The organism is Alkaliphilus crotonatoxidans, assembly GCF_054658015.1.
This window is the reverse complement of record NZ_BAAHXS010000004.1, coordinates 859,253-883,919: the sequence shown is the minus strand read 5'-3', so window position 1 is coordinate 883,919 and position 24,667 is coordinate 859,253. Positions and strand designations below refer to the sequence as shown.

The 24,667-nt window shown below is 42.0% G+C and carries 19 protein-coding genes, 2 tRNA genes, 2 rRNA genes, 1 other RNA gene and 1 other annotated feature; of the genes, 5 read left to right on the top strand and 19 right to left on the bottom strand.

The annotated features are described in order from the left end of the window. Window positions 1-37: 37 nt before the first annotated feature. From ACYQ1I_RS06760 to yedF, 6 genes are all read right to left on the bottom strand, one after another. Complete coding sequence (locus tag ACYQ1I_RS06760; protein ID WP_459763632.1) at window positions 38-2,134, bottom strand: RNA degradosome polyphosphate kinase; 2,097 nt, start codon at window positions 2,132-2,134, stop codon at window positions 38-40. Between the two features lie 339 nt (window positions 2,135-2,473). Beyond that, window positions 2,474-3,661: an aminotransferase-like domain-containing protein gene (locus ACYQ1I_RS06755; RefSeq protein WP_459763630.1), complete on the bottom strand. Its 1,188-nt coding sequence runs from the start codon at window positions 3,659-3,661 to the stop codon at window positions 2,474-2,476. 140 nt (window positions 3,662-3,801) lie between these two features. Next, a complete protein-coding gene (locus ACYQ1I_RS06750; RefSeq protein ID WP_459763628.1) occupies window positions 3,802-4,056 on the bottom strand; it encodes a DUF951 domain-containing protein in 255 nt (84 codons plus the stop codon). A 5-nt stretch (window positions 4,057-4,061) separates the two neighbouring features. Then, window positions 4,062-4,928 (bottom strand): mechanosensitive ion channel family protein, encoded by an 867-nt coding sequence (locus ACYQ1I_RS06745; RefSeq protein ID WP_459763626.1) that lies wholly within the window; start codon window positions 4,926-4,928, stop codon window positions 4,062-4,064. A gap of 26 nt (window positions 4,929-4,954) precedes the next feature. Continuing rightward, window positions 4,955-5,221 (bottom strand): putative Se/S carrier protein, encoded by a 267-nt coding sequence (locus ACYQ1I_RS06740; RefSeq protein ID WP_459763624.1) that lies wholly within the window; start codon window positions 5,219-5,221, stop codon window positions 4,955-4,957. Window positions 5,222-5,233: 12 nt separating this feature from the next. After that, on the bottom strand, window positions 5,234-5,836 hold the full coding sequence (yedF, locus tag ACYQ1I_RS06735) for a sulfurtransferase-like selenium metabolism protein YedF (protein WP_459763622.1): 603 nt from the start codon (window positions 5,834-5,836) through the stop codon (window positions 5,234-5,236). Window positions 5,837-6,118: 282 nt separating this feature from the next. Here yedF and ACYQ1I_RS06730 point away from each other — a divergent pair, with 282 nt between their 5' ends. Both ACYQ1I_RS06730 and ACYQ1I_RS06725 read left to right on the top strand, forming a co-directional pair. Continuing rightward, window positions 6,119-6,481 (top strand): DUF2089 domain-containing protein, encoded by a 363-nt coding sequence (locus ACYQ1I_RS06730; protein ID WP_459763620.1) that lies wholly within the window; start codon window positions 6,119-6,121, stop codon window positions 6,479-6,481. 27 nt (window positions 6,482-6,508) lie between these two features. Then, entirely contained in the window at window positions 6,509-7,738 is a 1,230-nt protein-coding gene (locus ACYQ1I_RS06725; protein WP_459763618.1) for a DUF4097 family beta strand repeat-containing protein, read from the top strand. A 175-nt stretch (window positions 7,739-7,913) separates the two neighbouring features. Here the strand turns inward: ACYQ1I_RS06725 and ffs are convergent. The 3 genes from ffs to tadA all read right to left on the bottom strand — a co-directional run bounded on the left by ffs (window position 7,914) and on the right by tadA (window position 8,730). Then, window positions 7,914-8,178: signal recognition particle sRNA large type (gene ffs / locus ACYQ1I_RS06720), an RNA gene on the bottom strand. 20 nt (window positions 8,179-8,198) lie between these two features. Continuing rightward, window positions 8,199-8,287, bottom strand: a tRNA-Ser gene (locus ACYQ1I_RS06715). Between the two features lie 8 nt (window positions 8,288-8,295). Continuing rightward, window positions 8,296-8,730, bottom strand: a complete 435-nt coding sequence (gene tadA, locus ACYQ1I_RS06710; RefSeq protein ID WP_459765310.1) for a tRNA adenosine(34) deaminase TadA — start codon at window positions 8,728-8,730, stop codon at window positions 8,296-8,298. A gap of 420 nt (window positions 8,731-9,150) precedes the next feature. On the opposite strand from tadA, the gene ACYQ1I_RS06705 reads away from it, so the two are divergent. After that, window positions 9,151-10,359, top strand: coding sequence for a Tm-1-like ATP-binding domain-containing protein (locus ACYQ1I_RS06705; protein WP_459763616.1), 1,209 nt, complete (start codon window positions 9,151-9,153; stop codon window positions 10,357-10,359). Between the two features lie 30 nt (window positions 10,360-10,389). Beyond that, window positions 10,390-11,217 carry a phosphoenolpyruvate hydrolase family protein gene (locus ACYQ1I_RS06700; RefSeq protein WP_459763614.1) on the top strand — a complete coding sequence of 276 codons (828 nt, stop codon included), beginning with the start codon at window positions 10,390-10,392 and terminating at the stop codon, window positions 11,215-11,217. Window positions 11,218-11,283: 66 nt separating this feature from the next. On the opposite strand, the gene ACYQ1I_RS06695 is transcribed toward ACYQ1I_RS06700, so the two are convergent. The 3 genes from ACYQ1I_RS06695 to serS all read right to left on the bottom strand — a co-directional run bounded on the left by ACYQ1I_RS06695 (window position 11,284) and on the right by serS (window position 13,544). Further along, window positions 11,284-11,874 (bottom strand): NAD(P)H-dependent oxidoreductase, encoded by a 591-nt coding sequence (locus ACYQ1I_RS06695; protein ID WP_459763612.1) that lies wholly within the window; start codon window positions 11,872-11,874, stop codon window positions 11,284-11,286. Between the two features lie 181 nt (window positions 11,875-12,055). Continuing rightward, window positions 12,056-12,132, bottom strand: a tRNA-Arg gene (locus ACYQ1I_RS06690). Window positions 12,133-12,266: 134 nt separating this feature from the next. Beyond that, the gene (gene serS / locus ACYQ1I_RS06685; protein WP_459763610.1) at window positions 12,267-13,544 is read right to left on the bottom strand and encodes a serine--tRNA ligase; all 1,278 of its coding nucleotides are present in this window, start codon (window positions 13,542-13,544) and stop codon (window positions 12,267-12,269) included. Window positions 13,545-13,588: 44 nt separating this feature from the next. Beyond that, window positions 13,589-13,807: a binding site (T-box leader), on the bottom strand. A 178-nt stretch (window positions 13,808-13,985) separates the two neighbouring features. Here serS and ACYQ1I_RS06680 point away from each other — a divergent pair. After that, the gene (locus ACYQ1I_RS06680) at window positions 13,986-14,156 is read left to right on the top strand and encodes a hypothetical protein (RefSeq protein ID WP_459763608.1); all 171 of its coding nucleotides are present in this window, start codon (window positions 13,986-13,988) and stop codon (window positions 14,154-14,156) included. Between the two features lie 54 nt (window positions 14,157-14,210). Here ACYQ1I_RS06680 and ACYQ1I_RS06675 read toward each other — a convergent pair whose 3' ends face one another. From ACYQ1I_RS06675 to ACYQ1I_RS06645, 7 genes are all read right to left on the bottom strand, one after another. Then, a complete protein-coding gene (locus ACYQ1I_RS06675) occupies window positions 14,211-15,143 on the bottom strand; it encodes a PLP-dependent cysteine synthase family protein (protein ID WP_459763606.1) in 933 nt (310 codons plus the stop codon). A 177-nt stretch (window positions 15,144-15,320) separates the two neighbouring features. Then, window positions 15,321-16,451, bottom strand: a complete 1,131-nt coding sequence (locus tag ACYQ1I_RS06670; RefSeq protein WP_459763604.1) for a trans-sulfuration enzyme family protein — start codon at window positions 16,449-16,451, stop codon at window positions 15,321-15,323. 106 nt (window positions 16,452-16,557) lie between these two features. After that, window positions 16,558-19,221 (bottom strand): UPF0182 family membrane protein, encoded by a 2,664-nt coding sequence (locus ACYQ1I_RS06665; protein WP_459763602.1) that lies wholly within the window; start codon window positions 19,219-19,221, stop codon window positions 16,558-16,560. Window positions 19,222-19,429: 208 nt separating this feature from the next. Further along, the gene (locus tag ACYQ1I_RS06660; protein ID WP_459763600.1) at window positions 19,430-20,479 is read right to left on the bottom strand and encodes a PTS sugar transporter subunit IIC; all 1,050 of its coding nucleotides are present in this window, start codon (window positions 20,477-20,479) and stop codon (window positions 19,430-19,432) included. Between the two features lie 84 nt (window positions 20,480-20,563). Beyond that, entirely contained in the window at window positions 20,564-21,082 is a 519-nt protein-coding gene (locus ACYQ1I_RS06655; RefSeq protein WP_459765308.1) for a transcription repressor NadR, read from the bottom strand. A 213-nt stretch (window positions 21,083-21,295) separates the two neighbouring features. Beyond that, window positions 21,296-21,412, bottom strand: a 5S ribosomal RNA gene (gene rrf, locus ACYQ1I_RS06650). 69 nt (window positions 21,413-21,481) lie between these two features. Beyond that, window positions 21,482-24,558 (bottom strand): 23S ribosomal RNA (locus tag ACYQ1I_RS06645). Window positions 24,559-24,667 lie beyond the last annotated feature (109 nt).

Sequence of the window (24,667 nt, the reverse complement as noted above, 5' to 3'; positions counted from 1 at the left end):
CATCACCTTCTTCATCAATATAATCTTACTGAATGCTTTATCCCTTCATCTCGGGAATATGCTGAATCCATTGGTGGTCTCCCCCCGCCTCCAGGCCATTTTCTAAGGCCCTGGCTAAAAAATAGGCTTGGCAATCTAGCAGCTTTTTCCCTCGTTTGTCTATTTTTTCATAGTTTCCTTCATTATTTAATATACTTGCCCTTACGTTATCCATTAATTCAATTTGGAGCATATGTATAATCCGTTCCTTTATTTTTGCCTCCATAACCGGGAAAAGTAATTCAACACGACGGTCCAGGTTCCTTGGCATCCAGTCAGCACTGGACAAATAAACCGATTCCTGATGGTTGTTATAGAAGTAGAAAATTCTGCTATGCTCTAAAAATCTCCCCACAATGCTTCTTACGGTAATGTTTTCACTCAGCCCCTTTATGCCTGGCCTTAGGCAGCAAATTCCCCGAATAATTAAATGAATTTTAACGCCCTCCTGCGAGGCTCCATAGAGGGCTTCAATGATTTCGGGATCTACCAGGGAATTCATTTTGGCAATGATTACCGCCTTAAGCCCCTTGACAGCATACTTTTTTTCTCTATCGATTAAGGCAAGAAATTGATCCCTCAGGTTTCCGGGGGCTAATACACATTGCTTAAGCTCCGGAGACCGTGTATACCCAGAAAGGAAATTAAAAATGGCTGTGGCATCGGCTCCAAATTGAGGATGACAGGTGAATAAGCTAATATCGGTATAAAGTCTGGCGGTTAAATCATTATAGTTTCCTGTTCCCAGATGAACATATCGCTGAATTTTACCCTGTTCCTGCCTGACCACCAGGGTTATTTTACTATGGGTTTTGAGCCCCACTAGGCCATAAATAACATGGCACCCGGCTCTTTCAAGCTGTTTAGCCCACTGTATATTGATTTCTTCGTCAAACCGGGCCTTAAGCTCCACCAGTACCGTTACCTGTTTTCCTGAAATAGCTGCCCTTGCCAGGGCCTTAACAATAGGCGAGTCACCGCTGACACGATACAAGGTCTGTTTAATTGCCAACACCTGGGGATCCTTTGCAGCCCTTTCTATAAAATCTACCACTGGCTGGAAGGATTCATAGGGATGATGCAAAAGGATGTCTTCTTTTGAAATTGCTTTAAAAATATTATCGTAGCTTTTAACTGACTTAGGAAGGGGCGCCCTATATTGGGGGTAACGAAGGGATTCAAATTCCTTTAAATTGTATAGCTCCATTAAAAATCCCAAGTCAAGGGGGCCATTGATATAATAGATGTCTTGTCTATGAATTTCCAGGGCCGCCCTTAGGATTTCCACCAATCTTTCATCGGCATTTTGCCCCACCTCAAGGCGAACGGCCGCCGCCCATTTTCTCTTTTGAAGGGATTTTTCAATTTCCTTTAAAAGATCCTCTGCCTCTTCTTCCTCTATGCTTAAGTCTGCATTTCTGGTGATTCGATAGGGCATAACGGCTATTATTTTCTTCCCTTGAAATAAGCTATGTATTTCCTGGCGGATGACATCCTCTAATAAAACAAATGCAGCCCCCTGACCCGGCAATTTAATTAGCCGGGGTATCACCAAAGGAACCTGAACCGTTGCAAATACCCATTCATTCCTTGATGCCTCGCTTTGTAACAGCACCGCTAAATTCAAGCTTTTATTTAAGATCAATGGAAAGGGCTTTCCTGAGTCAACTGCCATGGGGGTTAAAACAGCAAATATCTGATCATTATAATAATCTTTAATAAATGCCTGTTCTACAGCATCCAGCTCCTTGATTTTTTTTATAATTATTCCCCTTTGACGGAGCTTTGGCAGTACACTTCTATTCAGTGTATTATATTGATCATACACCATTTGATGAACACGAAGAGAAATTTCCTTTAACTGCTGACCCGGTGTCAGCCCCGATGGGTCCTTTTTATGAAAACCTGCATTCACTTGATCCTTCAGCGAGGCTACTCTAACCATAAAGAACTCATCTAAATTTGAATTAACAATTGATAAAAATTTTAATCGTTCCAGAAGGGGATTGCTTCTATTCTTTGCCTCCGTTAAAACACGATCATTAAAGGACAACCAGCTTAGTTCCCGGTTAATAAACAATGTTCTTTGTTTCATTTGATCCTCCCCTACCCTTGGTCTATATAAAATTATACACCTGTTTTTAATTTTTTATATATACCCATTTAGTCCATATATATTTAGCTTTATTTATGATCGGTATAGGCAATTCAGCTTTCTGTTTTCACGGTTACCATCATTTTATTGATACTGGTATTATTCAACAACTTTTATTTTTTAATTAACTAAAAAAATTAATTAAAATTATGTATAGAAATAATTCATCCAGGCAAAGCTATTATTGAGATAGCCCCCACAATTAACATTTATTCATCCCAATCTCCCCCTTACAATGCACAAGGGAGAACGGCTTAAGTCCGCTCTCCCTTGTGTTTTTTATGAGGACAATACTTCTTTTAATAAAGTGCCCAGTCGTTTAATTCCCTCTTTGATTTTTTCCTCAGGCATATTGGAATAGTTCAATCTAAAGGTATTTTCCTTTCCTCCGTTAGGAAAGAAGGAGCCCCCTGGCACAAAGGCCACATTTAATTCCAGGGCTTTTACCAACAGATTCTTTGCATCAATATGGTCGGGTAAAACGACCCATGAAAATAATCCCCCCGACGGATAGGTATATTGTAAGTTATCAGGGAAGTATTCCTTTATTGCTTCCATCATCACATCTCGTCTTTTTCGATAAACATCCTTGATCTTTGAAATATGATCATCTAAATCGTAAAGCTCCAAGAACTTATCCAGCTCCCTTTGGGCCATGGAGTTGGTATGCAGATCTGCCCCCTGCTTTACATAAATGTATTTTTGAAGCAGTGCCTTCTCAGCTGATACCCAGCCGATTCTTAGACCGGGGCAAAAGGTTTTTGAAAAGGTTCCTAAATAAACGACTCTTCCTTCGGTATCAAAAGACTTGACTGAGGGAGGTCTTTCTCCTTCAAATCGTAGCTCCCCATAGGGGTTATCTTCAATAATCGGTACATCATAACGGTTGGCCAGTTCCACCAGCTTCTTGCGCCTTTCAACAGACCAGGTTTTTCCGGTTGGATTTTGAAAATCTGGAATAATATAAATCAGCTTCACATTTTCTCGACTGGATAGTACCGTCTCCAGCTCATCCATCAGCATACCTTCTTCATCGGTGGTGACTTCAACAAATTCCGGAGAATAGGATTTAAATGCATTGATGGCACCTAAATAGCTTGGGCTCTCACAGACAACAATATCCCCTTCATCTAAAAATATCTTACCGGTGAAATCCAAGCCCTGCTGTGAGCCACTGGTAATCAAAATATCCTCTGCACCAGCCTTAATTCCTGTTTGGGCCATGCGCTTGGCAATCTTTTCCCTTAACGGAGGAAATCCTTCCGTGGTGCTATATTGCAGAGATTGGGTTCCTGATTCATCTAAGACCAGTTCGGCCACCCGTTTCAATTCTTCAACAGGAAATAGCTCTGGCGCCGGAAGTCCTCCCGCAAAGGAAATCACCTCAGGTTTCTCTACAAGCTTTAAAATTTCCCTGATTTCTGAAGCCTTTAAATTATCCATTCTTCTAGCATATTTAATTGCCATTACAAACACCTCCGATTTAGTAATATCAGGAATGAAAACGTTATCAACCCCTTATATTATATCATCTTTTAAAACTAACTCCTACAGAATTTATTATTTTTGTCAATTGATTCAATTTTTTTAATAATTAAAAAATAACCTTATTTTTCAACAGTTTCCTTAGGAATTAACTTTTTCAGCCTTCTTTCCAATTCTGTTCTGGCAAGCCATATTTGCTTTTCACATTTTATGCATTTGATTCTAAAATCCGCCCCGGTTCTCATCACTTCAAAGTGATGATTACCACAGGGATGCTGTTTCCTTAGCTCAACCACGTCTCCAACCTCTATCTTAACTGCCATATGCTTGGTCAGTAATCGTTCCTGACCCTTCACCTGCCTTTCATGAATATTCATAGGTTTTAGGACTCTTTATGGATGATAACCCTTCGTGGGTAGGGTATTTCGATTCCAGCCTTATCAAAGGCTTCCTTAAAGGCTTTACGCATTTGCCGTTCCACAGCCCACTGTTCCATGGCAATTGATTTTGCCACTACTGAAATCACCACCTCTGACGCATCCAGCCTGGTCACCCCCAGGACAGTGGGTCCTTCTACAATGGCATCATTCTCATTCTTAAGCCTTTCCGAAGTCTGCTTCAATACCTCAATGGCATGGTCTATATCTTCCTCGTAGGTTATTGACATTTCCACCAGGGCCCTCATATTACCATTGCTACGGTTGGTTACCTTTTTAATTTCTCCGTTGGGAATAATGTATAAATTGCCATTAAATCCCCTGATCTTGGTCACTCGAAGGGCCATTTCTTCGACAATTCCATCAACCCCGTCGATTTCTACATAGCTTCCTACGCCAAATTGGTCTTCAAATAAAATAAAAAAGCCTGTAATAATATCCCTTACCAGGTTCTGGGCACCAAAGCCAAAGGCCAGTCCCCCAATACCTGCTGCGGTAATCAGGGCAGTTACATCAGTACCAAAGGACTTCATAATGGTTGTAAAGGCAATAAAATAAATTAGATATTTTATTATGCTGTTGATCAGCCCCTTCAAGGTCTCTAGCCTTGGAATATCCATTTTAAATTTTGCTTTTTTCTGGGATTCAAAGAACCGATTAACAATGGAATGTAACAACTTTATTCCAATCCGGGCGATACAAAGTACGACAATCACATTAATTACTTTTCCTAAAACCAAGGTCAGCTGTTCAGGATTTTTGATAAAATCCATGGTTTCATTGAACATTTGCTTGATTGAATCTATAAACAAAACATCATCCCCTTTATTATTTCTAATCAGTCTACGGGCCTGGCCTCTCTTACTCCATTATGCCTGATTAATTCAAAAATGCCCTTCGTATTAATTTTTCCTTCTGCTGCCAATCCTTTCACTTCCGTCAAAAGCTTTTCATCAAAACCAATAGACAGGCCACAGCTGGCTGTAATTTCCCTGGGGGTAGGCATAATCGTAAAGGAATACCCCATCTTGTTAAGCTCTTTTTCTGCAGTCAGGGCAAAATGCGTAGATTCGAATACCATTACATAAAAACGACTATCGCTCATTTTTTGTCTCCATTACAATTTAATTGTATTTTTTGCATGATTCATTTTTTCAACGATGGTATACATATTACCTACTCCTCCCACCACCAGCTTGTCCTTTAATTTATAATAGTCTAAACAGGCACCGCAGGATAGTATTTCAACCCCATTGGCCTCCAGCATCCTAAGCTGTGGAATGGAATCGGAGCCCTCAACGGTTAAATTTACACCACTATTAAGAAAAATAAGGGTTTTGGGATAGGGGAGGGTTTCAGTCAGGGCATAGAGGTAGCCCTTCATCAACATTTTCCCCAGCTCCCGGCTACCATCTCCAAGGCAGTCGCCGCTAACGACAATAACCAAATCCTTTTTCGGGCTGTCATCCGCTTCGATATCCATTCCTTCTAGCTCAGCCATCGAGTGTTCCTTATAAATATTAATATAATAGGAGCCCTGATTTTCCTGTACATCTACCTTAAGGGTCAAGTGGTCGGCCAACCTTGATATTTTCTCCAGATCCTTCCTATTATCTACAATTGTGGTGACCACACCTTGATCAATAGAGGCCAACGCTTTCTTTGTATAGATTACCGGTAGGGGATCGGTCATTCCCCTGGCATCCACCTGCCTATTCATGTATTTCCCTCCAGCCCTTGATTTATTTATATCCATAGTATACCAATCCCAGCGGGATTCTTCAATGTATTGTACCCATTATCAATTATTTTTATGGAAGCACCTGCTATCATTAAAACAAATACATAGCTTAATTAATTTTTAAATTAATTATTTTTATTTTTTTATTATTATTTTTTTGTTTTTTTAACTTTAATATTGACATATTTTATATTTCACTATATTATTAACCTATAGATGAATGGATGTTAATATTATCCATACAATAAGGAGCGATGAAAAATGAGAAAAGAGGTTTTAGGGAAATGTCCTATTTGTAATCACGATATGACTGTCACAAGACTTCACTGTGCCCATTGTAATACAACCATCGAGGGGGAGTTTGAATTATGCAAGTTTTCAAAGCTCACCCAGGAGCATAGGGATTTTATAGATGTATTCCTTAAAAATCGAGGAAATATTAAAGAAATAGAAAAGGAGCTGGGAATTTCTTACCCCACCGTTAGAAGCAAGCTGGAAAATGTAATTCAAGCCCTGGGCCATCGATCTGCCCCTGTGGTAAAGGTGAATAAAAAGGAGATACTGGAAAAGCTAAGCCAAGGTGAAATCACCGCTGAAGAGGCTGCTAATTTATTAAAGGAATAATTACTGTTAAGGGAAGGGAGTGTTATTATGAGTGAAGAAAGGTTAATGATTTTAAAGCTGTTAGAAGAAGGAAAAATTACTGAAAAGGAAGCAGAAATGCTGCTGAATGCCCTTGGTGAGGAGGAATATGAACAATTTACCAAGGATACCCACCATCGTCATGAAAGGGATGATTTCTCCTTTAGAGACTTTATTAAGGATGAGGATGAAAACCTTGAACGTAAACTTGAGAATCTGGGAAAAAAAGTGGAAAGCCTTGGATCTGAGCTGGAAAATAAATTTGAGGGCTTTGGTGAAAATCTAGGTAAGCGAATGAGCGATTTAGGGAATGAAATTGCTGATAAATCTGTGGACTTTGCTGAAAAGCTGGTGGGGGTAATCGGTAATCTCGTAGAAAATGGAAACTTCAAAGGTTTCTATTGGGACCCCGGCAATCGGCACCGATCCTATGAAGAAACCATTGAGCGGGACATTTCAGATATAAGGGATCTATCGCTTATTTTTAAAGCGATCAATGGAAAGATCACCATTAATCAGTGGGATCGGAACCAAATTCAGGTAAAAGCCTTTATTAAAGCCGACGCTGAAAGTTATGAATCTGCCCATCCCATTCTGGAGGTTAAAGAATCGGAAGGCTCCCTGGCCTTTACTTATAAAAATTTAGAAAAGCTAGGCCTTCAGCTTCAAGTCAATTTACCAAACCGAGCCTATAAGACAATAACTGCAGAAACGGTCAATTCATCGATTATCATTGAGCGGCTTCAATGCGAAAGGCTTTCATGCCGTACTAAAAATAGCTCCATTCAGCTGCATAGTGTCAAGTCGTCGGAGGAGATTGGATGCACCAGTGTTAACGGTAAAATTGTGCTTGATGGAATTGTAGGAAATAAGCTTTGGGCGGCCACTAAAAATGGCAAAATTACTTTATCAAATGTAGAGGCTACCCAAATAGATCTTCTTTCTTCAAATGCTAAAATTACTGCCGAACATTTAAATTATAAAACCTTAAATTCATTTAAAATGAAAACCTCAAATGGCGGAATTTATATTTCTGACCCATTGCCGCCACGACAAGTTAATTTTGATCTATTGACCAGTAATGGAAAAATTGAGCTTCCCTCATCGGTGGAATACAGCGAAAATATTAAAAGCCATTCTACAGCTAAGGTAATAGCCCTTTATAAGCACGAGGATACGCTCAATGAGCCACTTCAGCTTAAGGCCTATACTACTAATGCCAATATCGTTCTTTTTTAATAGACCCCTAAAATAAAGCCACGAAGGCCATGTGCTGTTCGTGGCTTTATGCTATTAGATTACACTTTTGTTAGGATAAATTCTCTTTAATTTAGTTCTTATAAACAAGAACTTTTCTATAGATAATAAAAAAGCATGGAGGTTATCCATGCTTAATTTTTTATATTATGTAATGCTGTGCACCTCACTTCGACAGGTTGCCATAGGCGATACTCAAGCAGTTAGCTCTAATTAGGCCACCCTACGGCACACGAAAGTGATCACTTACCGTTGCTTCCTTCCGGACCTGGCGGGGTTCGTAAGCTCCCGTTGCGTAGGACCCAATTTTCATCACCACTTACTTCAGCCGGCCCTACATACAACAAACCTAGGTGAGGGATTAAACCCTGCTATAGCGGATTGCAGGTTACAGGGCACCGCTACCTCCCCGTCTAGCACAGCAAACTATTAAACTTTTTAATGGCGGAGAGAGCGGGACTCGAACCCGCGGGGCCTTTCGGCCTTACACGCTTTCCAGGCGTGCCCCTTAGCCAACTCGGACACCTCTCCATAATGATTTATTTTTGCCTCAATGTCTTGAAAAAATCCTTCATTATTTCACTGCACTCTTCTTCCATTACACCAGTAATGATTTCTGTTTGATGATTGAATCGAGGCTCATTAAGCAAATTCACCACAGAACCACAGGCACCGGCCTTTGGATCCATTGCACCGATTACTACCCGGTCAATCCTACTTTGTAAAATGGCCCCTGCACACATAGGACAGGGTTCTATTGTAACATACAGGGTGGAATCTGTCAACCTCCATCCCCCTAGATTTTTACAAGCCTCTTGAATTGCAATGATTTCTGCATGGGCCAAGGAATTTTTCGAGGTTTCCCTTAGATTATGACCAACCCCAATGACCTGATCATTCCTCACAATTACAGCACCAATGGGAACCTCTTTTTTTTCAAAGGCTTTTTGGGCTTCCTTCAGGGCTAGCCTCATATATTCCAGATTCAATGGGTATTACCCCTCCCATGATAGAAATCGAATTAATAGCCAAGTTCGATTATAGCATAAATTGTTCAGTTAGACAACTAAAATATATTATCTTTGAGGCTACTAAATGGTTCAAGTACCAATTATTTGCTTCTCGTTATTCTTAATTTAACTATTAAATTTTTGACCTTGCTAGTGGTACTAATAGAGAAGTCCTACTGAAGGGACTCATTTCATGCTACAATAGTGTTAGCAACATTGAAAATTTTATTCCATCGGCTTTAAACCCTCTTATTGTATGTTTTTTAGGGGTAATTTCTTACTGTTTGTGGCATGATATTTTGTAGAATATATTTAAATAGGCATACCTTTTCCGTTTTTGCTGAACTAAATTATATAATATACATAATATGAAGGAGGGTTTTTATGAAGAAAGTTGCAATTGTTGGTACACTAGACACAAAGGGGCCTGAGCTTCAATTTATTAAGCAAATAATTGAATCAAAGAACCTTAACACGCTAGTAATTGATGTAGGGGTGAAGGCTCCATTTTTTAACCCAGACATTACTAACGCTGAGGTGGTTAAGGCGGCTGGTTCAGACATTACAGAATTGATTGAGAAGAATGATCGAAGCTACGCTATGGAGGTCATGTCAAAGGGGGCCTCCGTCATTGGAAAACAGCTTTTTGAAAAAAACAGCTTTGACGGCGTCATTAGTATTGGGGGGTCGGGGGGATCATCTCTGGCCGCAGCCTTTATGCGATCATTACCGGTAGGGCTACCCAAGCTCTTGGTCTCAACCATGGCCTCAGGTGATACAAGGCCCTATGTCGGTGTTTCTGATTTAACAATGATGCATTCTGTTGTTGATGTTTCAGGCATTAACTCCATTTCCTCGGCGGTACTTTCCAACGCCGCCCATGCAATTGTAGGTATGGTGACCAATGAGGTTAAGCGGCCGCCCGATAAAAAACCGATTATTGCTGCCACCATGTTTGGTGTGACTACTCCCTGTGTTACCCAGGCCCAGGCAGTATTGGAAAAGGCAGGCTACGAGGTGGTTGTTTTCCATGCCACAGGAACCGGCGGAAAAAGTATGGAAAGCTTGATAGAATCGGGCTTTATTAACGGTGTTTTGGATTTAACCACAACAGAGTGGTGCGACGAGCTGGTGGGTGGTGTGCTGGCGGCCGGGAAGGATCGGCTGGAGGCAGCAGGTAAATTGGGGATTCCCCAGGTTGTTTCGGTGGGGGCCCTCGACATGGTCAATTTTGGGCCCTATGAGACGGTACCCGAAAAATTCAAAAATAGAAATTTATATAAGCATAACCCTACGGTCACATTAATGCGTACAACAGTGGAGGAATGCAAAGCCTTGGGTAAAATAATTGCTGAAAAACTAAACCGGGCCAAGGGTCCAACGGTGCTACTTCTGCCCTTGAAAGGTGTATCTGCCATTGATGTAGAGGGACAGGCTTTTTATGGGCCTGAAGAAGATGCGGCTCTATTTGAAGCCCTTAGAAGCAGTATTGATCCGGAGGTTGTTGAATTGATTGAGCTGGATACCGATATTAATGACAGCAGCTTCGCTGCCTTTGCGGCGGAAAAGTTGATGAATCTGATGCAAAAATAAATCTAGAATAGAAACGGGAGGATTCAATAAATGAGATTAACACGGGAAACAGTACTTAAAAACTTAAAAAATCAGGTAGAAAAGGGGAAACTGATTATCGGTGCCGGAGCAGGAACCGGAATTTCAGCCAAAAGTGGTGAGGCCGGCGGAGTTGATTTAATTATTATCTATAATTCTGGCAGGTATCGAATGGCAGGTCGTGGCTCCTTGGCTGGGCTGCTTCCCTATGGTGATGCCAACCAAATAGTAATGGAAATGGGCCGGGAGGTATTGCCTGTTGTTAAAAATACACCTGTCTTAGCAGGGGTATGCGGAACTGACCCCTTTAGATTGATGGATGTGTATTTGGAAGAAATTAAAAATGCAGGCTTTGTAGGAGTCCAAAACTTCCCGACGGTGGGCTTGATTGATGGTGTCTTCAGGTTAAACCTAGAGGAAACCGGTATGGGCTATGACCTGGAGGTGGACATGATCAGGCAAGCCCACCTTAAAGGGCTGTTGACCACTCCATATGTATTTAGCACAGAAGATGCTGTTAAAATGGCCAAGGCAGGGGCAGATATTTTAGTGGCCCATATGGGCTTAACCACAAAGGGCACCATTGGGGCTCAAACTGCCCTGTCTTTAGATGACTGCGTCAAACGGATACAGGAGATTCATGATGCCGGAAAAGAAATTAACCCCAAAATTATGGTAATCTGTCATGGCGGCCCCATTGCTGAACCTGAGGATGTAAAGTATGTATTATCAAGGACCAAGGGCGTAGTGGGCTTCTTCGGAGCCTCCAGTATTGAACGTTTTGCCACTGAAGTAGGAATCAAGCAGCAAGCAGAGGCCTTTAAAAATATTACATTGTAAATTAAAATATTTACCAGGCAAAAGCCCCTGCTTAATCGTAGCCAGGGGCTTTTGCTCTTGCTGTTTTTAAAATAACCGAGCGGCTTTAATCGCTTCCTTCTTTGCTTCCTGTAATATATTATCTAAAGATGCTCCCTCAATATCCAAGCCCTCTCCACGAATTGCCTCAATCCGTCTGATTCCAAACATTCTACATAATCCTTTAAAGTACTCATACCCAAAATCAGCCGAATTGATATAGCCCCCTGCCGTTGTAATGTACATCATTTTATCTGCCCGGCAGAGTCCTTTTTCGCCATCCTCTGTATAACAAAATGTAATTCCGCTAACAGCCACATGTTCAATATATACCTTTAACACGGCAGGAAAGGATAAATCCCAATAGGGTGCGCCGATGACTATTTTATCGGCAGCGGCAAATTGACGGGCATAACGAAATATTTCATGGTCCCTATTGTTTTCTTTAAGTAACTGATTCCTTTGATCGAGCATAGCAGAATGATAAGGTTTCAGATTTTCTTCCTCCAGATTAAGGGTAATCACTTCCACATCGGGATTAAGGGCCTGGTATTCCTTCAGAAACTCACGACACAGCCAATGGGTTCTTGATATTTCTGAACCACGGACACAGGCATTTATAAACAAAATCTTCTGCAAAGACAACACCTCCTTCATTTGAATTATAAAAGACTTCTTACTACATTGCTTTGCAGAAACTATACAAATTATACAAAGTTTATGCCCCATTTTAAAGATAATCTATATTTAGTATACCATTAAAATATAAAGCAAAAAGACTTGAACTACAAAAGTCCAAGTCTTTTTGCCTTAATTTAATTGGTGTTCCCGGCGGGAGTCGAACCCACGGCCTACTGCTTAGGAGGCAGTCGCTCTATCCTTCTGAGCTACGGAAACCTATTCAATATTTATTTTGACACATAAAATATTGTAGCACAATTTTAAGCATAGGTCAATGGTAAGGACTTTCTATAGAAAAACAATATCGCCTTATTTATTAAAGAAAGGTAAAATAAACCAGCCTGGCTGGTTTACTTTACCTTTATTAGCTCCATCCCCATAAAGGGTCTTAATGCTTCGGGAATGGTTACACTGCCATCTTCATTTTGGTAGTTTTCCAATATGGCTGCCAGGGTTCTGCCGACGGCCAAGCCGGAGCCATTTAGGGTATGAAGGTAGGCTACCTTGCCCTTAGGCTCTGGACGATACCTAATATTGGCTCTTCTGGCCTGGAAGTCTTCAAAGTTGCTGCAGGATGAAATTTCTACATATCGGTTGTAGCTGGGCATCCATACCTCAATATCGTATTTAAAGGCGGCTGTAAAGCCCAGGTCTCCGGTACAAATCTTGACAACCCGATAAGGGAGCTTTAATAGCTGTAATACCCTTTCGGCATCCTGTGTCAGCTTCTCAAGCTCTTGATAGGATTCTTCGGGTCTTACAAATTTTACTAGCTCAACCTTGTTAAATTGATGCTGACGGATTAAGCCCCGGGTATCTCGCCCTGCTGAGCCCGCCTCTGACCGGAAACAGGGGGTATAGGCCACATATTTGATGGGCAGCTCATCACCTTCAATGATTTCATCCCGATGCAGGTTGGTGACGGGTACTTCTGCTGTTGGTGCTAGGAAATAATCCTTTTGGGCTATTTTAAAGGCATCCTCTTCAAACTTGGGAAGCTGCCCTGTACCTGTCATACTGTCCCGATTGACCATGAAGGGGGGCAAAATCTCTGTATAACCATGATTTGATGTATGAAGGTTTAACATAAAGTTAATCAAGGCCCTTTCCAGACGAGCCCCAGCCCCTCGATACACTGTAAATCTTGCTCCGGTTATCTTGGCAGCCGCTTCAAAATCTAAAATATCTAAATCTGTTCCTATATCCCAATGGGCCTTTAATTTAAAATTAAAGTTCCTGGGTTCTCCCCATTTTCTAACCTCAACATTATCATCATCGGTATCTCCCTGGGGAACTTCGGGGTGGGGTACGTTGGGAATTCTTAGCAGTACCTCCTTTAAGGTATCCTCCACCTCCTTTAGGCGACCATCTAATGCCTTAATATCAGAAGAAAGGACCTTCATCCTTTCCATAATTTCCGCAACGTTCTTACCTTCCTTTTTAAGCCGAGGAATTTCCTTCGACACTGTATTTTGTTCATTTTTCATCTGCTCTACCCTTTGAAGCAGGCTTTTTCTTTCATCATCTAACTGAATTACCTCATCAAGGCTAAAGTCTGCCTCACCTCTTCTAGCCATGGCTGCCTTTATTTCTTCTAAATCAGTTCTGATTCGCTTTACGTCTAACATCTTGATACCTCCTTAATTTAGTTAACAAAAAAAGCCCAGTCCCAATAAGGGACGGAGCCTATCTTCCGCGTTGCCACCCTAGTTAATTAGATTCGTAATCTAATTCCCTCAAAGCACGATAACGGATGCCAGCCGAAATTTCCTACTTATGATTTCAGTCTTTAGCTCCAGGACGGATTCAACAGCTCGCCTAATCGGTTTTCACCTACCACCGACTCTCTGGTTAAGCTAACCTGTTTACTGCTTCCCTTCATTGCCTTTAGTCTATCAATTAATCTGTATTTTACCATAGATTCATTAAGCTCGCAATGGATAAATTTAAATTACTTTGGTTAGTTTGTGAAACTGTTTCATTTTTTATCCTTTAATATTGCTTAGTATATAAATTTTTTTATTGGTCAATAATCCAGCTAAGAAACCAATACAGGGGGGAATAAAAAAATGAATGAACTTGAGATTGTTGCTCAAATAGGTGATTTAAAGGAGCTAGATTATCAGAATACCCTGGCCATCGCCTCGATCATTGAACTATTAATAGAAAAAAAGGTAATTACACAAGAGGAATTGGCCAAAAAAGCCCATGGCTTGGACCAAATCAGCTTCATAAAATAATATAGTTAAGATAAGGGCCGGAGGGATTTCCGACCCTTTGTAATTACATACACACTATCTCGTGAAGTGATATATTCCGGCAGACATGTATCTGTCAGCACTATCGGGAAAAATTACGGCAATCTTAACTGGCTTCGTTGCCTTGGCAGCCTGTCTTAGTACAGCCACCATGGCTGCCCCCGAAGAAAGGCCCCCCAGCACGCCTTCTTTTTTGGCAATTTCCCGAGCCATTGTCAGAGCTTCTTCATAGGAAATTTTCTCAACTTCATCCACTAAACTTAAATTCATTATTTGGGGAACAGTTAAATTACCAATTCCTTCGATTTTCCCTATATCCAATTGGGGCTCTCCTCCACCAATAACTGAGCTGATGGGGTCTGCAATCACCCCTTTAATATTGGGGTTCTGCTCCTTTAAGTATTTCATGGTTCCGGAAAAGGTTCCTCCGCTGCCTACACCTGCAACAAATATATCAATGTTTCCATCTAATTGATGGTATAATTCCGGACCGGTGGTTAAATAATGGGCCTGTGAATTATCATTGTTTTCAAATTGATTGGGCATATAGGCATTTTCAATAGATTGCACTAGCTCTTTGGCCTTGGCCACCGCCCCGTCGGTTCCCTTTTCATAGGGTGTATTGACGATTTTTGCCCCCAGGGCCTCCATAATCATCTGTTTTTCCATTGAATACCTTTCGGGGATACAAATAATAACCGGATACCCCTTTTGTGCTGCCGCCATGGCCAATCCGATGCCTGTATTGCCTGAAGTTGCTTCAATAATTGTCGTACCCTCGGTTATATGCCCCTGCCTTTCAGCCTGGGTCAGCATATGATAGGCTGGCCGGTCTTTAATGCTAAAGCCCGGGTTAAACATTTCCAATTTAGCATAAACCTCCACATGGGCCGGCAAATTAAAATTACATAGTTTTAACACTGGCGTATTTCCAATTAGCTCTGCAATACTCTCAACGACTTTTTTCATTATTGAAAATCCCCCATTTCTCTTCTGTACCAGTAGTATTTTCTTTAAGGTTAAAATCTATAAGGATATTAGCTTCTAAGTTTTAGAAGAAGTATTTATCTGTACTTCTAGTATGTTCAAAAAAATAATTTGATCTCACTATTATCTTATCCTTTATTGCATAAATCGTCAAATTTCTTATTGCCAGGCTGCTAAAAAATCCTCCTTTAAATCTTCAATATCTTCTATGCCAACACTTAATCGAACCAGTCCATCGTTGATTCCTACTTGCTTCCTCTCGTGGGGGGGCATAAAGGAATGGGACATTTTGGCAGGTATTGATATTAAGCTCTCAACCCCTCCCAGACTGGCCCCAAGGGTAATATATTTTAACTTTGTTATCATTGATTCAGCCAACGTTTCATTAAATAGCTCGAAGCAGAGAACCGCACCAAAGCCTGATGCCTGGAAACGGCAGATTTGGTGCCCCGGATGGTCTTCAAGGCCAGGATAATATACCTGCTTTACCTCTGGTCTGGTTAAAAGCCATCTGGCAAGCTTATCGGTATTTTCCTGTTGACGGTCCATTCTAACCCCCAGGGTCTTTAGGCCCCTTAGCAGCAGCCAGCAGTCATGGGGACTCAAAACCGCCCCTACAGACTTTTGAACGGTATAAATCTTCCTGGCCAGGGCCTCATCCTTAACCACCACCAGTCCCCCTAAAACATCACTATGGCCCCCTATATATTTCGTTGCACTATGGATGACAATATCTATTCCCAAGGTTAACGGCCTTTGAAGATACGGTGTCATAAAGGTATTGTCTATAACTGTTATCAGCTTATGATCCCTGGCTATGGCCGCAAGGCTCTTTAAGTCCACAATCTTCAAAAGCGGGTTGGTGGGACTCTCTACATAAATGGCCTTTGTATGGGGTCTAATCGCCTGTATAACTTCATCTTGATTGGTGCAATCAACATAGGAAACCTGCAGATTAAACCCTTCAAATACTTCCTTTAGGGCCCGGTAGGTGCCTCCATAAACATCTCTGGAAACCAGTATATGGTCGCCCGCCTTAAAGGTCATAAAGACTGATGAAATTGCCGCCATACCAGAGGAAAAAGCAAAGCCCCGTATCCCTTCCTCCAGCTCCGCCATCATAGCTTCCAAGGCCTCACGGGTAGGATTTCCTGTTCTGCTGTATTCATATTTCTGTTCTGTATCGAGATCTTTTAGCTTAAAGGTTGAGGAGTGATAAATTGGAACGCTTACACTGCCAGTTCCGTCATGATATTGTCCCAGATGGATTAGCTTGGTGTTTTTTTTCATGGACCTAACTCCTTTATATTAATTTTTCCAACTCTATTATAATAGATATTTAATGACTAATGTAAACTTTCATAAAAAAACCTATTGGCCTTAGCCATAGGTTTTTTTATGAATAACTTTCCTGCTTCAGTTTTTTCAAAATATCCTCCAGCTCGCTCAAATGGCTGCCATAGGTTGTCCAATCTCCCCTCTGCAGGGCTTCCTGGGCCTTATCATAAGCTTCATTTGCCTTTTCGATCAATATTTTTATTGTTTCAATGTCTTCCTCGAAATCAATTCCGGGGATTTTTGATTGGTCTTCTTGATCAGGAGGTGCTGCTTCACCGAAAATCTTCTGTAAAGCTAGCTCCAAGGTATCCGCCATCACTACCTGGTCTTCGTAGGCTACAAATACCTGCTTCACCGACGGAATACTGATTTGATTTGTCGATTGAATATAAAGGGGCTCTACATACAGTAGGCTTTCCTCTATGGGTATCACCAGCATATTCCCTCGTATCACCTCAGAGCCGCCTTCTCCCCATAGGGAAAGGCTGGAAGCTATATTGGGTTCAGAATCGATTTTCCCCTCTATTTGCATGGGGCCTGAGATATTTCGGTCCTTAGGCAGTTGGTAAGCGATGATTTCACCATAATGGGCTCCGTCATTCCTGGCTGCCAAAATGGCTGTTAGGTTGCTAAGATTTCGAGGGGTATAATTTACAGTCAAAACAAATTCTTCCCTTTCCTCATTGGGGAGCTTCATAACCATATATTGTGATTCTGCAGGCTGCTCCAGCTCATAATATTTTTCATAGGCTAAATGCCATACATCCTCTTGATTATAAAAGACATTGGGGTTAGTCATATGATAAATACCGTACACCTGAGACTGTAGATCAAATAAATCCTGAGGATATCTGATGTGAGCCCTCAGTCCCTCATCCATATGATCTAAGGGCTGAAACAGTTCAGGAAAAATTTTTTCATAGGTTTTGATAATGGGGTCTGTTTCATCTGCAATATAGTATTTTACATCTCCATGATAGGCATCAATAACAACCTTTACGGAATTTCTCATATAGTTTACTCCATCCTCCCCAAAGGGAGTGGCATTGGGGAACCTGTTGGAAGCTGTATAACCATCTATGATCCAATAGAGTCTTCCCTCATTAATGACAATATAGGGGTCTTCATCATACTGAATAAAGGGTGCAATTAAATTTGCCCTCTCATGGATATTTCGATGGGTTATGATTCTACTTTCAGAGGTAATACTTCCTGAAAGCAACAGCTTCATTGTTCCTTCCCGATAGCTGTAGAGCAAACGATTAAGGAAGTTAAGCGGGATTCCGGCACTTCCTTCATACATTGTCTCGGCATTATCATTTCCTACGGGATAATCAAATTCCTTCTCCTGGGTATTGACAACGATATAGTGATTGGTTAACTCACCAAAATAGATTTCAGGTCTTTCTATCTGTATGTCAATATCACTGACAGGGGGAATATTTCTTATAGATAATTGAGGCTGCCCTTGGCTGGTAACCGCATTCACCGGAGAAAGGGCCACACCATAGCCGTGGGTGTACTTCAAATGCTGATTGATCCAATTGCGGGCATTATCATCGAACAGCTCAATGTTTAACTCCCTTGGCCCTAAAAATACTTGGGTATAGCTGTCGTTAATCAAATAACGGTCGATATCTACATCCAGAAACTGATAATAAAACCGTATGGCCTGGAGCTGATTGAAGCTCTCTATTGTGGGTCGATAATCATTTAATCTGATGTTATTAATGGTTTCCTTATTGTTTTGTATGTCTTGGATTGTAAGACCATCTTTCACTTGAAATTCCTGAACCTGTATTTTATCTAAATCATAGGCCATTCTTGTATATGCTATGTTATTTTCAATAAAGGGAAGCTGCTTGGCCCTTTGGTTTGGCGTAACGACTAAGTTATCTACCGCCCCCGCAACGATATTCCCAATAATTGTGATCAAAATCAGGCTTAGGGGACCGATTATTGCCAGCTTTAATTGTTTTTTTCTATAGGCCCACAGGATTCCTAGGGCAGTAAGCAGTGAAATAACCAATTGTACTCGGTAGAGCTTTAAATTAACCAACACTTCAGTATACCCCGGGCCAAAGATAACACCCCGTTCTGCCCCCTGGGCGAACATAATATCATAGGCCCCTAGGTAAAAATCAATGGCTAGTATTATAAAAAAAACTGCTGAAACAATTACCAACTGCTTTAAAGCTACCTGCAAAAGATCCCGAAGTAAATTATTTCTCCACTTAAATTTACCATCTACCTCATACAGGGTCGGCCTTCTAAAGGTTATGATTAAGAAATAAAAAACTACAGTTAATATTACCATTAAAAACAAAAGTACCATAAAAATTGCCATCATCTCTTTAAGCAGGGGCAATTTAAATAAATAGAAGGAAATATCCTTATTAAATATAGGATCAACGATATCAAAGCTGTTGGCGTTTTGATAAACTAAAATATCAAGCCATCTACTGCTAATGAGTGATGAGGCGATCAAGCCCATCAATATAGATGGAAGGACAATAATCTTATTCAGTAATCCTTCACTGACCGATATATGATAGGATTGGATTTTGTCATAGTAGTTTTTCTTTAATGACCTTAAATAATAATAGCTTATTAAAAAAAACAGAATGAAAACAGGAACTGCTATTTTTAACTGGCTGGTCATTTTTTGAGTAAATACCGATGCATAGCCTAAATCGTTAAACCATTGATAGTCTGTAATCATATTTACCAGTTGATTGAAAAATAAAAATAAAGTAATTAATAAGCTGCAATTAAAGTTACAATCACTTTTTGTTTTTTCTTCAAGGGCTTCCCTCCTCGTTATTATATAATATTATTTTTTACCCCAAAAAAACTCCGATAGTATTTTTAATTATACTATCGGAATTGGTATATTACAAATTATCCTGTACATTTAAATTATTAAATTTTTAAGATTGCTGCTCTAATTTCATATCTCCCGGCTTGATCCAATTCTTTTTTCTCATCAATTCAGCTATTACCAAGGTGAATAGAGCCGGCAACAGAAAATGTATTAACCCCATCTTCAGCAATACCAATACAGCCTGATCTCCATTCTCCACAACCATACTGGTGAAGGTTCCAAATTGACCTACCAGCCCACTGGTTCCCATTCCTGCTCCCACACTATTGTTTTCCATCTTTAAAATTGTCGTGGCTATGGGCCCCAGCAGGGCGCTGGCCAAGGTTGGAGGAATCCAAACGAGAGGGTTTTTAATAATGTTTGGCACCTGCAGCATACTGGTACCTAATCCCTGGGCAATCAACCCTCCAAGACCATTTTCCCGATAGCTTGCCACTGCAAAGCCGATCATTTGAGCTGCACATCCAACTGTGGCAGCTCCTGCCGCCAAGCCGCTCAAACCTAAAGAAATTGCCAGGGCTGCACTGCTGATTGGCATAGTGAGAACCATCCCCATAACTACTGAAACGATTATTCCCATGGGAATGGGCCTTTGAACCGTCGCTTGGTTAATAATACTGCCAAGGCCCGACATTAGGGCCTGAACAGCTGGGCCCATCAGTATACCCGCCATGGCCCCTGCTGCAATTGTCATGGCTGGAACCAAAACAATATCCACCTTTGTTTTACCTGCAATTAATTTCCCCACCTCAGCACCCACAAGGGCTGCCACGAAGGCGGCGGCCGGTTCTCCTATCCTTATTAAATAAATTCCTGCTTCATTTTGATAAGCTGTACCGGCTCCTATGGCCCCGGTAATAATTGATGCAAAAATAGCCAAGGCTGGTGCTCCTACAGCATAGGCCACTCCTGCTCCTATGGCCGGACCCATTAAATACTGAGCAACCTGCCCGAATTCTATAAGTGTCTGTATTCCCGACAATTCACCGATTTGCTTTAGTATCACCCCAATAATGAGTGATGAAAATAGCCCCAGTGCCATTCCATTGAGTGCCTTTGTTAAATAGTCCTTCAAAGAAAATTTATTATTTTTCACTGCCTAGCCTCCCCTGAAATCAATAAATGTAAGTGGTGTAAATTCAGCTGTCTTGTCACCTAATAGTAAAAATATATCACAGCTTCACGCTTCAATCAAGTACCCTTTTTCTTGAAGAACCTTTTTTATTCGGTTGTAGCTGTCTTCATCAGGTACTTCAAGGGTATGAAAGTGAACACCATCGGTTAAGGATGAAAGGGGCTCTGCCTTTTCTGATCGAATTTTATTCATAAACTCCTCTAGCTCTGTTTTATAGCTGATATCTATAATACTTCTAATTTCCCCATATAGAGGATGTTCTACAATTACATCAATAATTCGAGCACCGTTATCTATCATAACCTGAAGCTCTTCCTCCATCTGTTCATAGTTCTGGTGTTTAGTAATAATTGTTTTCAATAGTTTATCCTTATTATGCTTAAGTAGAACATATCCCTGGGGGGTTGCAATAATTTCTGTCCCTTGGGCCCTCAGAATGGCTATATCCTGAACGATTACCTGTCGGGAGACCCCAAAGCCTTGAGCCAGGGCTGTTCCTTTGACAGGTTTATTTACCTGCTGTAATCTGTCTACAATTGCTATTCTTCTTTCCTCGCCATTCATGTGAATCACCAGCCCTTTTACTTTAATTTCAATGGTATAGTATCAAGATCATGAGAAATCAATAAAAAACATCATTTACTGAAATCATTATATATTAATTCAAGCATATGTACAAGTGATCGCTCGTTTTAAAACCATAGATGGATTAGATTAAGAATTTTCACAGGCACAAAAAAACCCTTCAAACAAAATGAAAGGGCAAAAAATAAAATTATGCCGCAACGTCCTACTCTCCCAGGAGGCTACCCTCCAAGTACCATCAGCGCAGAAGGGCTTAACTACTGTGTTCGGGATGGGAACAGGTGTGACCCCTTCGCTATTGTCACGGCATAATTTTATACTGTTGTTGAAGGTTGTTCCTTCAAAACCACACAATGTCAAGTAAGCTGAATATATTTTTTGGTCAAGCCCTCGACCTATTAGTATCGGTCAGCTCAGTACATTACTGCACTTACACCTCCGACCTATCAACCAGATAGTCTGTCTGGGGTCTTACTCCTTTCGGATGGGAAATCTTATCTTGAGGGGGGCTTCGTGCTTAGATGCCTTCAGCACTTATCCCTGCCATACATAGCTACCCAGCGATGCCCTTGGCAGAACAACTGGTACACCAGAGGTATGTCCATCCCGGTCCTCTCGTACTAAGGACAGCTCCTCTCAAATTTCCTACGCCCGCGACGGATAGGGACCGAACTGTCTCACGACGTTCTGAACCCAGCTCGCGTACCACTTTAATGGGCGAACAGCCCAACCCTTGGGACCTAATACAGCCCCAGGATGTGATGAGCCGACATCGAGGTGCCAAACCTCCCCGTCGATGTGGACTCTTGGGGGAGATAAGCCTGTTATCCCCGGGGTAGCTTTTATCCGTTGAGCGATGGCCCTTCCACTCGGAACCACCGGATCACTAAGCCCGACTTTCGTCCTTGCTCGACCTGTATGTCTCGCAATCAAGCTCCCTTATGCCTTTGCACTCTACGCACGATTTCCGACCGTGCTGAGGGAACCTTTGGGCGCCTCCGTTACTTTTTAGGAGGCGACCGCCCCAGTCAAACTGCCCACCTGACAGTGTCCCAAGACCGGATTCACGGTCTATGGTTAGAACTTCAGTACTACAAGAGTGGTATCCCAAGGATGACTCCACCAAAACTGGCGTTCTGGCTTCTAAGTCTCCCACCTATCCTGTACATGTAGTACCAAAATCCAATGTCAAGCTACAGTAAAGCTCCACGGGGTCTTTCCGTCCTGTCGCGGGTAACCAGCATCTTCACTGGTATTACAATTTCACCGGGTCTATTGTTGAGACAGTGCCCAAATCGTTACGCCTTTCGTGCGGGTCGGAACTTACCCGACAAGGAATTTCGCTACCTTAGGACCGTTATAGTTACGGCCGCCGTTTACTGGGGCTTAAGTTCTGTGCTTTGGTTGCCCTAACACTTCCCCTTAACCTTCCAGCACCGGGCAGGCGTCAGCCCCTATACGTCGTCTTTCGACTTAGCAGAGACCTATGTTTTTGCTAAACAGTCGCTTGGGCCTATTCTCTGCGGCCGGATCAGGCTTACGGAGTAAATCCTTCACCTATTCCGGCACCCCTTCTCCCGAAGTTACGGGGTCATTTTGCCGAGTTCCTTAACAATAGTTCTCCCGTTCGTCTTAGGATTCTCTCCTCACCTACCTGTGTCGGTTTGCGGTACGGGCACCTAATAATCTCGATAGAGGCTTTTCTTGACAGTGTGGAATCAATCAGTTCGCTACTTAAATTTCGCTCCCCATCACTTCTCAGGATATGTTAAGACGGATTTGCCTATCCTAACTCCCTACCAGCTTAGACGCACACAACCAACGGTGCGCATGACCTATCCTACTGTGTCACCCCATCTCTCAAGCGATTACAGGTGGTACAGGAATCTCAACCTGTTGTCCATCGCCTACGCCCTTCGGCCTCGGCTTAGGTCCCGACTAACCCTGAGCGGACGAACCTTCCTCAGGAAACCTTAGGTTTTCGACGGGCAGGATTCTCACCTGCCTCTCGTTACTCATGCCAACATTCTCTCTTCTGTAAAGTCCACTGCTCCTTCCGGTACAGCTTCAACCCTTACAGAATGCTCGCCTACCACGCTGACGTAATCATTACTACTTTCATAAATAGCTTTGCTTAAGGTATTTGGCGAAAACTTTGATTTAATCCTAGCGGATGGCTAAGTTTGTTTTCGCTAAATGTCCTCATGCGTCAGCATTGGATCATAAAAGTACTAATGATTACGTCAGCATCCATAGCTTCGGTGATACGTTTGAGCCCCGGACATTTTCGGCGCAGAATCACTCGACCAGTGAGCTATTACGCACTCTTTAAATGAGTGGCTGCTTCTAAGCCAACATCCTGGTTGTCTGTGCAACTCCACATCCTTTTCCACTTAACGTATACTTAGGGACCTTAGCTGATGGTCTGGGCTGTTTCCCTCTTGACTACGGATCTTATCACTCGCAGTCTGACTCCCAGGTAAAAGATAACGGCATTCGGAGTTTGATAGGTTTTGGTAACCGGTGAAGGCCCCTAGACCATTCAGTGCTCTACCTCCGCATCTCTAAACCTGAGGCTAGCCCTAAAGCTATTTCGGCGAGAACCAGCTATCTCCAAGCTCGATTGGAATTTCACCGCTACCCACAGCTCATCCGGTGACTTTTCAACGTCAATCGGTTCGGACCTCCACGAAATTTTACTTCCGCTTCATCCTGTCCATGGGTAGGTCGCCTGGTTTCGGGTCTATGGCATGAAACTAAGCGCCCAGTTAAGACTCGCTTTCGCTACGGCTTCGCACCTGAAGTGCTTAACCTTGCTTCATACCATAACTCGTTGGCCCGTTCTACAAAAAGTACGCGGTCACACATAAAAAGTGCTCCCACAGCTTGTAAGCAAAGGGTTTCAGGTTCTATTTCACTCCCCTTCCGGGGTTCTTTTCACCTTTCCCTCACGGTACTATGCGCTATCGGTCACCAGGTAGTATTTAGCCTTGGGGGGTGGTCCCCCCAGCTTCCCACAGGGTTTCACGTGTCCCGTGGTACTCTGGAGCACAGTCAAAGGCCTTCTTGTTTCATATACAGGACTATTACCTTCTATGGTGGGCCCTTCCAGACCTCTTCTATTACAATAGCCGCCTTCTTAAGACTGTGTCCGCAACCCCGATAGAGTAAACCCTATCGGTTTGGGCTCATCCCATTTCGCTCGCCGCTACTAAGGGAATCGATTTTTCTTTCTCTTCCTCAGGGTACTTAGATGTTTCAGTTCCCCTGGTCTACCTTCATTTACCTATGGATTCAGTAAATGATACTTGAACATTACTTCAAGTGGGTTTCCCCATTCGGAAATCACCGGATCAAAGCTTGCTTGCAGCTCCCCGATGCTTATCGCAGCTTACCACGTCCTTCGTCGGCTCCTGGTGCCAAGGCATCCACCCTCTGCCCTTATTAGCTTGACCATGCTAATAATCGTTCAGTTAATGATCAACATTAACTTAAAGAGTAATTGATGCATACAACAGCTTACGCTGTGTATTATTCTCAGCTTTACTTTTAAACATTGTGCAG

Excerpts from the sequence above, each read along its gene's own strand:
- ACYQ1I_RS06760 (WP_459763632.1), bottom strand. The coding sequence starts at position 2,134 with ATGAAACAAAGAACATTGTTTATTAACCGGGAACTAAGCTGGTTGTCC.
- ACYQ1I_RS06755 (WP_459763630.1), bottom strand. The coding sequence starts at position 3,661 with ATGGCAATTAAATATGCTAGAAGAATGGATAATTTAAAGGCTTCAGAA.
- ACYQ1I_RS06750 (WP_459763628.1), bottom strand. The coding sequence starts at position 4,056 with ATGAATATTCATGAAAGGCAGGTGAAGGGTCAGGAACGATTACTGACC.
- ACYQ1I_RS06740 (WP_459763624.1), bottom strand. The coding sequence starts at position 5,221 with ATGAGCGATAGTCGTTTTTATGTAATGGTATTCGAATCTACGCATTTT.
- yedF (WP_459763622.1), bottom strand. The coding sequence starts at position 5,836 with ATGAATAGGCAGGTGGATGCCAGGGGAATGACCGATCCCCTACCGGTA.
- ACYQ1I_RS06730 (WP_459763620.1), top strand. The coding sequence starts at position 6,119 with ATGAGAAAAGAGGTTTTAGGGAAATGTCCTATTTGTAATCACGATATG.
- ACYQ1I_RS06725 (WP_459763618.1), top strand. The coding sequence starts at position 6,509 with ATGAGTGAAGAAAGGTTAATGATTTTAAAGCTGTTAGAAGAAGGAAAA.
- tadA (WP_459765310.1), bottom strand. The coding sequence starts at position 8,730 with ATGAGGCTAGCCCTGAAGGAAGCCCAAAAAGCCTTTGAAAAAAAAGAG.
- ACYQ1I_RS06705 (WP_459763616.1), top strand. The coding sequence starts at position 9,151 with ATGAAGAAAGTTGCAATTGTTGGTACACTAGACACAAAGGGGCCTGAG.
- ACYQ1I_RS06700 (WP_459763614.1), top strand. The coding sequence starts at position 10,390 with ATGAGATTAACACGGGAAACAGTACTTAAAAACTTAAAAAATCAGGTA.
- serS (WP_459763610.1), bottom strand. The coding sequence starts at position 13,544 with ATGTTAGACGTAAAGCGAATCAGAACTGATTTAGAAGAAATAAAGGCA.
- ACYQ1I_RS06680 (WP_459763608.1), top strand. The coding sequence starts at position 13,986 with ATGAATGAACTTGAGATTGTTGCTCAAATAGGTGATTTAAAGGAGCTA.
- ACYQ1I_RS06675 (WP_459763606.1), bottom strand. The coding sequence starts at position 15,143 with ATGAAAAAAGTCGTTGAGAGTATTGCAGAGCTAATTGGAAATACGCCA.
- ACYQ1I_RS06670 (WP_459763604.1), bottom strand. The coding sequence starts at position 16,451 with ATGAAAAAAAACACCAAGCTAATCCATCTGGGACAATATCATGACGGA.
- ACYQ1I_RS06665 (WP_459763602.1), bottom strand. The coding sequence starts at position 19,221 with ATGATTACAGACTATCAATGGTTTAACGATTTAGGCTATGCATCGGTA.
- ACYQ1I_RS06655 (WP_459765308.1), bottom strand. The coding sequence starts at position 21,082 with ATGAATGGCGAGGAAAGAAGAATAGCAATTGTAGACAGATTACAGCAG.